Source organism: Paraburkholderia lacunae (assembly GCF_003353175.1).
GTDB classification, from domain to species: Bacteria; Pseudomonadota; Gammaproteobacteria; order Burkholderiales; family Burkholderiaceae; genus Paraburkholderia; species Paraburkholderia lacunae.
Genome location: NZ_QHKS01000024.1, coordinates 110416 through 121855 on the forward strand (window position 1 = coordinate 110416; position 11440 = coordinate 121855).

Sequence of the window (11440 nt, forward strand, 5' to 3'; positions counted from 1 at the left end):
ATTCTTTCGTCAAATTCGTGAAATGCGATTGACTGTTGAATGCGGAACGCCGCTGGTTTTACGTTAAAAATCTCAGGTATCATCCTTGCCTTCGGCGAATGATTCCGGCGAGTTAATCCTCGCGTCCGTCATCGTTAATACCGTCGCATCGAACCAGAAAAAATCAGATGAAGATGTCGCGTAAAAAGATTGCAATCCTGGTGGTCGGTCTTCTGGTCGTGGCCGGCGTGATCATTCAGGCGGTGTGGCGTCCATTTGCGCATCGCAAGGCCGCCGAAACCGGCGAAATCGTGCTCGATATTCATCACCCGGATGCGGTGATCGACAGTGAAGCGCTCTCGCGTCTGCCGCGCGACATTCTGCGCGTGCCGCTGTTGCACGACGTGCTCACGCAAGACTTCGTCGACTATTACGAGTCGGACAATACGCGGCTTTCCGCCGAGGGCGCGCTGCGGCGTCTCGCGTTCGAACATCAGCTCGACTGGCGCGACGAACTGATCCGCCGCGTGTTCGACGAACCCGCGCACGTGCTGCTGTGGCGCTCGCCGGATGGACGCCTCGGCTACTGGGTGATGTCGATGCGCCGCAACGGGCTGGCGAAGCTGCTGCAAGGTTTCGGCAACGTCGCCGCGAGCGACGCGCAGTTGAGCCAGGTCGCCAGGCTGTCCGGCGGCGTGCCGGTCTACGCATTGAAGCTGGCAGTCGGCCGCACGATATTGTTCGCTACCAAAGACGATCGCCTCGTCGTGCTGTCCGCTCCCGGCGTGCTGCTCGATGCGAAGGGCGGCTTGCTCGGCGAGCGGGCTGACGCGGTGTCGGAGATGCTGTCGTCAGGCCGCGACGACGCAGCGCGCGTCTATCAGCTGGACGCGCCCGGCGATGCACCGAAGGGGCATCGGCTAGTGGTGTCGGCCAATTACCTGTCGTTCGGTTATCAGGCGTTCTTCTCCGGTATCGACGCGTTGCGCTTCGACTTTTCGCCGAATGGAAGCGCTGCGGCGAACTGGCAAACCGCCGCGCTGATCGAGCCGGGCAAGTTGCCGCAGCATTGGAACAGCGCTGACTTGTGGCGCGCGCTGCCGGCCAACCCGGCGGCGTGCACGAGCTTGCCGGCGGACTGGAAGGAAGCGTCGGGTCTGCTCGGCAAAGTGGCCGATGCGGGTGCGCAAGGCGCGACGGCGATCGGCGACCAGCTCGCGGGTCCCGCGGCCGTCTGCTGGTATGCGAAGTCCACGCTGGTCGCACCGTTGTTCGTCGCGCGCGTGAAGACGCAGGATGCGGCGAGCAGCGCCGCGCTGAAGGCTGCGCTCGGCAAGACCTTCGGCAACGTGATCGGCGCGTATGAAGCCAAGGCCGCTCAATCCGGCGAGGCCGGCGGGGACTATCGCCGCCTGCCGGTCACGACGCGCGAGCAGGGCGCCGACGTCACCGTGTGGCAACGGCCGGTCAGCGCGCGTGCGGGCACTGCGCTGTCGAGCAAGGCGCCGTTCGCTTCGCAACTGTCGGCGGAACGCTATTTCCCGGTGACGCTCGCGCTGGCGCGCGGCTATATGGTCTTCTCTCCCGATGCGCGTCTGGTCGACGATACGCTCGCCGTGCTCGACAAGCGCTATCCTGCGCTCGCCGACACGCTTGCGCCGCAGCGTCTGCCGCGCACGATGCTCACGCTGACGCCTTCGTCCGCGGCTGCGCTGATCGAGCGCGAAGCGGGCGCGGCGTTGCCGCCCGATCAGGAGTCGGTGTTCCGCAACGCGTCGCGCACCCACCTCGTGCCGAAGCTGCATGCGCTCGCGCACTATCCGCCGGTGTCGTTGACGTTGCCGCAGGACCTGCCGGGTTCGACGGGCTGGGTGCCGGTCGAATGGTGGTTCGATCGTGCGAAGGTGGGTGCCGGTGCGGATGCCGGTGGCGCAGCGGGTGTGGCGACGGGTGGTGCCGATACGCCAGCGGATCTGCCCGGCACCGAGGGCGACTAAGTGCGCGGTCTTCACGTCCCCGGCGTGGCGTTCGCGGCGGATGCGCGCGCCAAGGCGTACGCGCGTGAGCGTGCGCCTGAGCGTGCGCCTGAGCACGCCTCTGGACACGCGCCCGCAGCACATGCAGACGCCCACCCGTACACCATGCCTGCCGCCACTCGCCGCGCCTGGCTCGCGCGTGCCGCCGCAGCGTTCGTCATGGCGAGCCTCGCGCCGTATGCGAGCGCGCTCACCAGCACCACCGCCGCGCCCGATCCCGATGCACTCTCGCCCCAGCAATCGGCGGCATTTCGCGCATGGTTCGTGCGCATCGTCGATCAGCAGATGCGGCGCGGCCCGACGCCGCGGTGGACGCAACGCGATTGCGCGGGTCTCGTGCGCTTTGCCGTCGGCGAAACCCTCAAGCCGCACGACAGCAAATGGCTGCGTGCGAACGGCATGACCAGTCTCGCGGACACCAGCAGCATACCGCCCGAATTGCAGCTGTCCGCATCGCAACGCACGCTCGCCAATCGCTGGACTCAGCTCGACGGTTCCACCGGCGCGTATGCGTCGGCGATTGCGCTGATTCAACGCAACAGCCGTTTTGTTTCGAAGGACGTCAATCAGGCGCTGCCTGGCGACCTGCTGTTCTTCGACCAGGGCGACGACCAGCATCTGATGATCTGGCTGGATCGCTACATCGCTTATCACACAGGCACCGTTACGCCGACCGATACGGGTCTGCGCGCCGTGGCCGTCTCCGACCTGATGCAATGGAAAGATTCCCGCTGGCAGCCGCTCGACGGCAATCCGAATTTCGTTGGCGTGTTTCGTTTGGACTTTTTGACACCATGACCCGAATGATTTCCGTCACCGCTTCGAGCAGCTGGCTCGGCAACGCGCGGCGTCGCGCGGCTTTCACGTTGGCGGCGCTCTTCGCCGCCATGACGCTGGCCATCGCGCCGGCCTATGCCGACGACGCCGCGGCGAAGGACGACGATGCATCGAGCGCCTCGGCGGATAACAACATCGCCGCGAACCCCACGCTGCGAACCGCGCCGTCGAGCAATTTCGCTGCGCAGAAGGTCGATGGTCAGCCGTTCTTCCTGCTCTCGGATGCGAGCTTCGGCAGCGATCAACTGGCGCAGGTGCGGCTGGAGGCGCCCGGCCGCGAGTTCAAGGATGCGCTGCAAGCGTATGGCGGCGCGGACATCGTCGTGTACCGCGTGCCGAAGCCGCTGGACTTTCTGAAGGCGCAGAAGAATCTGCATCGACTGAACGTCGCGCCGAATTATCAGGGCGAAGGGCTCGCGAACACGCTGGCCTATCTCTGGGACCGTTGGTTCACCGAAGCACGCCGTGCGTGGCAGCGCGTGCTCTCGTTCGCGACGCGCAGCAAGGCGACCGAGGCCGCGCCGCAATTCAGGCTCGGCGAGCAGACCGGCAAGCAGACGCAGTTCCAGCCGAACTCGCAGTTCGCGCCGCTCAAGGGCTACGACCTGGTCGCGCGCTTTCGCTATCCGATCTGGGACGCAAAGGTGATCCAGCCGCCGAAGGGCGTCAATCTCGAAGGCAGCAGCAGCAACTTTATCGAGGCGAGTTCGGGCAACGTGATGATTCCGGTCGGCAAGCTGCCGCCGGGGCTGTACATCGTCGAGGCGGTGATCGGCAACTATCGCGCGCATACGCTGCTGTTCGTGTCGGATACGGTCGCGGTCGTCAAGGCGGCGTCGAGCGGGATGCTGGTGTGGACCACGCGGCGCGATAACGGCAAGCCGGTCGCGAGCACCGAAGTGAACTGGACCGACGGCGTCGGCGTGCTGCAAAGCGGCACTACCGGCGGCGACGGCGCACTCGTGCTGCAACACGTGAGCCCCGAGCGCAGCTACGTGCTCGGCGCCGATCCGCAAGGCGGCGTGTTCGTGTCGGAGAATTTCTACTACGACAGCGAGATCTACAACACGAAGATCTACGCGGTCACCGACCGCCCGATGTACCGTCCGGGCGACGCGGTGCATGTGAAGTTCATCGGCCGCACGTTCCAGAACGCGACGCAATCGTCCGCGCCGGCCGACGCCGACATCAAGCTCGACGTGCTCGATCCGAACGGCGCGCCGGTTGCGAACAACATGGTGCACTTCGCGTCAGCGACTGGCGCGGACACGTCGTTCACGCTTCCCGCCGATGCCACCGCCGGTGGCTACACGCTGCGCTTCGATTACAACGGCGATGTATACGGCAGCGCATTTCGCGTCGCCGAATATGTGAAGCCGCATTTCGACGTCAATCTGTCGATGGACAAAGCGGACTACGCGACGGGCGAGCCGCTGAAGGGCAAGATCCAGTTGCGCTATCCGGACGGCAAGCCGGTGCGCGACAGCAAGATTTCGGTCACGCTGCGCGCGCAGAAAGTGACCATTGTCGACGGCGAATTGCGTTACGCGGGTCTGTTTCCGGTCAAGCTGGAGCAGCAGGAACTGAAGACCGACAGCGACGGCGACGCGAGTCTCACGCTGCCCGCCGCCAAAGAGCCGAGCCGCTATGCGTTGACCTTGTTCGCCCAGGACGGCGCGGCCTACAAGGTGCGCGTCACGCGTGAAGTGCTGATCGCGCGCGGCGCGACGCCTTATCGTTTGTCGACGGCGAAGTCGTTTTCGCAGCCGAAGGAAACGGTCAGCTTCGATCTGCAAGCGCTCGGCCCGCTCGACCCTGCGTCGCGTGCGCCGGCCAGGTGGGAATGGACCCGGCTCGAATCGCAGACGCATGGCGAAGGCGTGCTCAAGGCATCGGCTGCGGGCGGCAAACTGGCGTTCCCGGTGCAATTCGACCAACCGGGTTCGTACATGCTGTCGGTCAAGGACGACACGGGCAATCTGCTCGCCGCCGCCAGCCATTGGGTAGCGGGCGACGGCGTGAAGGCGATTCCGGGCAGCGTCGAGATCGTCTTCGATCGCGACAAGTACCGGATCGGCGACACCGCCGAAGCGCTGATTACTTTCCCGATGCCGGTGGACGACGCGCTGCTGACGCTGGAGCGCGACAACGTCGAACGCCGCGCGCTGCTCACGGCGGGCGGCGACTGGCTGCAACTGCAACGCGTCGCGCCGTCGCAATGGAAGGCGCGTATCAAGGTCGGCGAAAATTTTGCGCCGAACATGACGTTCTCGGTGCTGTACGTGCATGCCGGCGAATACGTGTTTCAGAACGCGGGCATCGTGGTCGCGCAGCCGCAGATCGAACTGAATGTGAAGAGCGACAAGCCGGTGTACGGTCCGGGCGATACCGTCACGCTGAACTTCGACAGCGCGCTGAACGGCAAGCCGGAAGCGGCGAATCTGACCGTGAGCGTGGTGGATGAAATGGTCTACGTGTTGCAGCCGGAAATCGCGCCGAACATCGTCGACTTTTTCTATCACCCGCGCCGTAACAACGTGCGGACGTCGTCGAGTTTGTCGTTCATTACCTACGACCTCGCGCGCTCGCCGTTGAAGGGCGCGCCGGGCGGCCCGCAACGCGAGAATTACAACCAACGCGGCGTGAAGGTGCTCGAACGTCCGCGCCGCGACGACCAGGACACGGCCGCGTGGGAAGGCAATCTGAAGACCGACGCCAACGGTCGCGCCACGATGACGTTCAGGATGCCGGACTCGCTGGCGCGCTGGCGCGTCACCGTGCGCGCGGCGGCGCCGGACGGCATGGTCGGTCAGCGCACCGCGTATGTGCGTTCGGACAAGGCGCTGTATCTGAAGTGGAGCGGCCCGTCGCATTTCCGCGTCAACGATCAGCCGGCCGTCGACATGATCGCGTTCAATCAGACCGACGCGGACATGGACGCCGAGTGGGCGGTCGACGGCGGCGGCCTGTCGTTGAATCAGAAGGTCACGCTCAAGCGCGGCGCGAATTATCTGCGTCTGCCGACCGGCGCGCTGAAGGCCGGCGTGATCAACGCGACGCTGCGCCGCGCGGGTAAGGAGGTGGACCGTTTGCAGACCACCATCCATCTCGATGCGAGCGGCTGGCTCGATCTGCATCAGAACACCGTTACGCTCGACGGCTCGAACAAGCCGCTCAATTTGCCGCAAGACGCTCAGGACGTCAGCGTGCGTTTTGTCGGCAGCGCGGCGAGCGCGTTCGCGCGCGTCGCCGACGATCTGATCAACTATCCGTACGGTTGCGCTGAGCAAACCTCGAGCCGTCTGATTCCGCTCGCGCTCGCACACGATGCCATCGGCCGCGGCGACAACGCCAGTTCGACGCAAGGGCTCGAAGCGCTGCTGCGCAATCAGCGGCAGCGTCTCGCAATGCTGGCGGGCGTCGGCGGCACGTTCGGCTGGTGGGGCGATACGACCGGCGGCAGTGCGCTGATGACGGCCTACGCGTATTACGCGGATTGGCTCGCAAGCCGCAGCCTCGGCATTTCGCTGCCCGCCGACAACTGGCAGCACGCGATGGACGTGTATCGCGATGCGGGCGCGAAGGAGCCGCTGCTGCACCGCGCGCTGGCGCTGTGGCTGATGCAGCAGATGGGCTTGCCGGTCGCGACGCCGGTATCGGGTGTCGCGGGCGATTTGCTGAGCGATGCCGCGGCATCGGGCAATGCGGCGGCGCCTGGCGGCACGTATGGCGCGTCGGACAGCATCGTGTTCGCGCAGGCGGACTCGCCGCGCGGCAAGCACGTGGCGACGCTGCTGATCGCCGGCATGGCGCGCGGTGCGGGCGCTCAACTGCCGGTTGGGTTCGATGCGGCGGCGAGCGCCGCGCGCGTCGCCTTGGCCAGCGATCCCGCGCCGCTCGTGCAAAGCCTGTTGTACATGACGGGCGGGGACGGTGGCGCAGCGGTCGATGCATCGGCCCTGCTCGCGAAAAGCAGCGCCGATTATCCGACGCTCGATCGCGCGCTGACGCTGCTGTGGCTGCGCAAGGCGCTCGGCGGCGACGTGGCGACTGCCTCGCTGCCGTCGTTGCGGGGCGCCGGCTGGACACGCGCGGCGACGCCGACTGGCGCGCCGCTCTGGAAGTGGACCGGCGCGCCGCGCCCCGGAGAAAGTCCGCTTGGGGCATTGCCCGCAACACTCGATGCCGGCGCGGCGCGCGGCGATGTCAACGCGCTGGTCTCGTTCCGCAGTCATGTGAGCGAGGACAGCCGGCTGAACATCACAGTCGCGCGCCGTCTCTACAAACTGGAGCCACTCGAAGTGAAGGCCGATCCGAAAAAGGGCAACGCTGAATCCCTGCTGGGCCGCTCGGCGTTCACCGCGCGTCTCGTAAAGCCAAGCGATGCGATCGACAGCAATGCGCTGTATATCGACGAAGTCGCGCTCACGCCGCGTTCGGGCAACGCATACCACTACGGTCTGCTCGATGTGCCGCTGCCGCCGGGCGGCAATGTCGAAGCGACCAGCTGGGGCGTCTCGATCGACGGATTGCCGGGTGCGAAGGAAGGCGCCAGCGGTCCGCAGCCGTTCCAACGCGCGGCATCGTATGAGATGGGTGAGCTGGCTTATCACCAGCCGGTGCCCTTGCTCGATCGGCCGGTGACGCTGCGGCAACTGGTGCGCTTCGCATTGCCGGGCACGTTCGCGTTGCCGCCGGCGCGCTACTTCCGCATGTATCAGCCGGACGCGAAAGCGTTCGAAGGCGGCAAGAGCGATCGTATGACGACGCTGCGCATCGAGTAAGCGAGACCGCCATGTTCCCTGTTCTCAGGCACACGCGCGATCGTCTGGCAGCCACGCTGCGGATCGCACTCGCCGTCAGCGTGGGCTGTGTGTCGATCGGCGCGGCGGCGCAGAACGCCGCGGGCGTCCAGGCGCCGGCGGCATCGTCCACGCAGACGCTGCGGTTTGCGTGGCTGCGCGACGGTCAGGCTCAGCTCTGGCAGGTCAATGCCGATGGCGCGCTCGACGGCGTCTCGCCGCAATCCGGACGGCCGCTGCCCGCCTCTTTGGAGACGCCGCTCGGCAGTGTGTGGAAGCTGTTCGTCTACGGTTATCTCGTGGATCGCAACATCGCCACGCCGGATTACACCTGCAGCGGCGGCGATCCTGAAGAGGTGTACTGCTGCATGACGGGTGGCCACGTCGACCGTGAACACGCGCTGGTGCAATCGTGCGGCCGTTTTTTCGAACCCGCGCGTTTGCAACTCGATTCCGCCGACTGGCGCAAGTATTGGAGCGCGGCGCAGGCGCCCGTCTGGCTGCGCGACCTTCACGCGATGACGCCCACGCGCCGCGTGCCGGTCGGCGAACTGCTGGCCGCGTTGCAGGCGATGCCGGCACGGCCGCGCGAAGCGGCGGCGAGCACGCTGGTGTCGGTGCTGACGAGCGGGCGCGGCGAGGGCACGGTGTCGCTCTACGGCAGCGTGTTGCGCGCCAAGACGTGGACGATGCCGGACCCGGCGCGGCCCGGCGCATCGATCGGCGGCGCGGCAGGCTGGCTTGCCGACGGTACGCCGGTGTGGCTCGGCGGTTCAGGCGGCAGCGCGCGCGTGCTGGCAGCCGCCGCGCCGCGCATCGCGCCTCTGCTCACGCAAGTCACCGTACCGGACGACGCCGCCTGCGTCGTGGTCGATTTCTTCACCCGCTATCCGATTCGCCAGGTGCTCGCCGACAAGGGTTCGGCCGCGGTGCCGGATGGTCCGTTGCGTGGCAGCTTCCGGATCGGCTTCGTCAACGGCAACTGGGCGCGCGTGGAAAGCCGCGGCGAATTGATGCTCGATCGCGACGACAAGGGCGCGCCGCAAGTGATCGGCCGCTTCGGGATGAACGACTATGTCGCGCGGGTGGTGGAGCGCGAGGGCGACACGAGCCAGCCGGAAGCGGCCAAGGCTTTGGCCGTGGTGGCGCGCACCTATGCCGTGCGGCACGGCAATCACGACCACGGCTGCCTGAATATCGACGACAGCAGCAGCACGCAACGCGTCCTGCCGCGCGAGCCGACCACCGCCGCACGCAGCGCCGCCGATCTGACCGACGCGCTGGTGCTGACCGGCGTATCCGTCCAGTATCACCACGACAAGGCTGCGCCGGGCCAGATGAGCTGGCTGGTCGCCAAGGCCCTGGCGCAAAACGGCCAGACCTTCGATGAGATTCTTGCGCGCAACTGGCCGCAAGCGACGTTGACTTCGTTCCAGAGTCCTTTGTCCGGCGATTGCATCGCGGTGGCCGGCGCGCGTGAATGGCTGCAACGCAACGCGCCGTTGTGGGCGCGCCGCATGGATGGCGCAGCGGGTTACGAAACGCCCGATCTGCCGGCCGTGTGCGCGGTACGGGAAGGGCGGCCGTATGCGGACGCGCAGCGCAATCGCGTGTACGTGTACCGGCTGCAAACCGAAGAGGACCGCATCGCGCTTGCGCATGAATACATTCACCTCGCGTTCCAGCATCACCCGCGCGGCGTCGACGAAGCGTTTGTCGAACGCACCGCGCGCACGTTGATCCGTACCGACAATTCGATCCAATGAAAAACGCTTCGGGTTCGCCTTCATCTTTGTTCTGCTTGCCGCTTTCCGTGCGTGCCGCTGGCGTTCGCGCGGCGTTTGCGGTTGCGTCTGTGTCTGTGTCTGTGTCCGCGTTTGCTCTGGCCGCGGCTGCGCTGATGTCGGGCATGGCGACGAGTGCGCACGCCGCCGGTGCGGATGGCGCCGTCGCCGATCTGACCGGCGCATTCGGCGGCTGGCGTCACAGCGGGTTGACCAACGAAGGCGAGCACTTCGTCGCGGCGTATCCGCGACCGCCGGTCGATCGCGGCGCGCAGCGCTATCGGACGCTGATCGAAGGACGTCTGAAGCACATCGACAAACACGCGCGCAAGCCGCCGACGCTGGTCGTCAACGGCAATCCGACGCCGCTCTATACCGACGACGAAGGCGCGTTCGCGCGTCCGTGGGCTTTCGGCGCGGGCTCGAACAGCATCGAGCTGGTGTCCGCCGACGGCAAGGAGCGCCAGCGCCTGCAGTTCTACGAGGCTGACCGCAGCAAGCCGCAGGCGAAGCTGCGCGCGATCGTCACGTGGGACGATCCGAAGGCGCAGGTCGATCTGCATGTCATTACGCCCGGTGGATTGCATGCCTTCTTCGCCAATCCGACGCTCGAAGACGGCAGCGGTTTCGACGTCGATTCCGTGGATGGCGCCGGGCCGGGGATATTTTCGTCGGCGGCGCCCGAGCACGGCACGTGGCTGTTCTTTCTGAATTACTGGGGCAACTTCGATTCGACCGGCTACAACTTCGATGCCGCCGCGCATGAGCGCGACGTGACTACCGCGACGCTGACGCTGGTGTTCAACGAAAATACGCCGAACGAACGGCGCGAAACAATGGTCGTGCCGCTGCGCAAGATCGGCGACCTGATGCTCGTGAAGAGCGAGCGACTCTGAACGCGGGATGGGAGCAGTGACGATGAAGGTCAAGGCGACGTGGTGGATGAAAGCTGGCTGGACGTTGCTCGTCGTCGCCTGTTTGCAGGCTGCGCTGCACGTACAGCCGGCGCGGGCAAGCGATATCGACTTCGGCGCGCCGCTGAACGGCTGGCGCAACACCAGCGGCGACAGCGAGCGTTATACGCAGGACGTGCATTACCCGGCGGTGTCGGTCTCGACGCCGGAAGGTCAGTCGAAGTTCGCGCTGATCGAAGGGCAGATCCGCAATGCGCCGAAGAAGAAGCGCACCACCGTGGGCACGCTGGTGGTCGACGGTACGCCGTTGCCGCAGCTTGTGGAGGAAGACGGCAAGTTTTCGCGGCCGTACGCGTTTCCTTCCGGCAGCAACAGCGTCGAATTGCGCGCGCCGGATGGCGCCCGCAAACGTGTGCAGTTCTACGACGCGTACAGCGGCAAGACGCAGCCGAAACTGCGGATCGTGCTTGCGTGGGACACCGACGGCACCGACCTCGATTTGCATGTCGTATCGCCGGACGGCGTGCACACGTGGTACGGAGATCGCGTTGCGCCGAACGGCGGCGCGCTCGACGTGGATGTGACTACCGGGTATGGACCGGAGATCTATTCGTCGGCTGCGCCGTTGCATGGCACGTATCTGGTTTATGTGAACTACTACGGCAACGGGAATAGCGGCGCCGACATCACCGTCGCACAGGTCACTCTCATCACGAATGAAAATACGCCGAATGAAAAGAGCGAGACGATTCGGGCGCCCATGCGCAAGCCTGGCGAGCTGACGCTCGTGAAGACGTTTGTATTGCCATAAGGCGTCGCTCCGCTCCACTTGGCCGGCAGACGCGCTGCGATCCGATCAGCGGACTCGCGGCGGGCAGAGGGTGGAATCTGAATGCGTTCAATCACTTGCATGACTCGTGCGCAGGATATCCACAGGCTTGCGAACAATTTCTGTGGACAAAACAATCAGATCGCAATGCCCGCTATTCCAGAGATTCAGCGAATGACGTCCGGCAATCCAGGGCACGCCTAGCGGGTTCGGCCAATCGGCAAGCAAATGCATCAGCCCACCGCAGGCAAAGCCGAAC

General features: G+C 65.6%; 6 protein-coding genes and 1 pseudogene. 6 read left to right on the forward strand and 1 reads right to left on the reverse strand.

What is annotated here, in order from left to right; translation table 11 throughout:
* Positions 1-167 precede the first annotated feature (167 nt).
* From DLM46_RS29420 to DLM46_RS29445, 6 genes are all read left to right on the forward strand, one after another.
* The gene (locus tag DLM46_RS29420; protein ID WP_115106448.1) at positions 168-1976 is read left to right on the forward strand and encodes a DUF2138 domain-containing protein; all 1809 of its coding nucleotides are present in this window, start codon (positions 168-170) and stop codon (positions 1974-1976) included.
* 144 nt (positions 1977-2120) lie between these two features.
* Positions 2121-2813, forward strand: a complete 693-nt coding sequence (locus DLM46_RS29425; RefSeq protein ID WP_115106486.1) for a DUF1175 domain-containing protein — start codon at positions 2121-2123, stop codon at positions 2811-2813.
* On the forward strand, positions 2810-7636 hold the full coding sequence (locus tag DLM46_RS29430; protein ID WP_115106450.1) for an alpha-2-macroglobulin family protein: 4827 nt from the start codon (positions 2810-2812) through the stop codon (positions 7634-7636). Before DLM46_RS29425 ends, DLM46_RS29430 begins: the two co-directional genes overlap by 4 nt.
* Positions 7637-7647: 11 nt before the next feature.
* Positions 7648-9420 (forward strand): DUF2300 domain-containing protein, encoded by a 1773-nt coding sequence (locus tag DLM46_RS29435; RefSeq protein ID WP_115106453.1) that lies wholly within the window; start codon positions 7648-7650, stop codon positions 9418-9420.
* 134 nt (positions 9421-9554) lie between these two features.
* Positions 9555-10334: a YfaP family protein gene (locus tag DLM46_RS29440; RefSeq protein ID WP_115106488.1), complete on the forward strand. Its 780-nt coding sequence runs from the start codon at positions 9555-9557 to the stop codon at positions 10332-10334.
* A 22-nt stretch (positions 10335-10356) separates the two neighbouring features.
* Complete coding sequence (locus DLM46_RS29445; RefSeq protein ID WP_115106490.1) at positions 10357-11163, forward strand: YfaP family protein; 807 nt, start codon at positions 10357-10359, stop codon at positions 11161-11163.
* Positions 11164-11250: 87 nt separating this feature from the next.
* On the opposite strand, the pseudogene DLM46_RS29450 reads toward DLM46_RS29445, so the two are convergent.
* A pseudogene (locus DLM46_RS29450) lies at positions 11251-11440 on the reverse strand (hypothetical protein); the annotation flags it as partial.

Excerpts from the sequence above, each read along its gene's own strand:
- DLM46_RS29420 (WP_115106448.1), top strand. The coding sequence starts at position 168 with ATGAAGATGTCGCGTAAAAAGATTGCAATCCTGGTGGTCGGTCTTCTG.
- DLM46_RS29445 (WP_115106490.1), top strand. The coding sequence starts at position 10,357 with ATGAAGGTCAAGGCGACGTGGTGGATGAAAGCTGGCTGGACGTTGCTC.
- DLM46_RS29440 (WP_115106488.1), top strand. The coding sequence starts at position 9,555 with ATGTCGGGCATGGCGACGAGTGCGCACGCCGCCGGTGCGGATGGCGCC.
- DLM46_RS29435 (WP_115106453.1), top strand. The coding sequence starts at position 7,648 with ATGTTCCCTGTTCTCAGGCACACGCGCGATCGTCTGGCAGCCACGCTG.
- DLM46_RS29425 (WP_115106486.1), top strand. The coding sequence starts at position 2,121 with ATGCCTGCCGCCACTCGCCGCGCCTGGCTCGCGCGTGCCGCCGCAGCG.
- DLM46_RS29430 (WP_115106450.1), top strand. The coding sequence starts at position 2,810 with ATGACCCGAATGATTTCCGTCACCGCTTCGAGCAGCTGGCTCGGCAAC.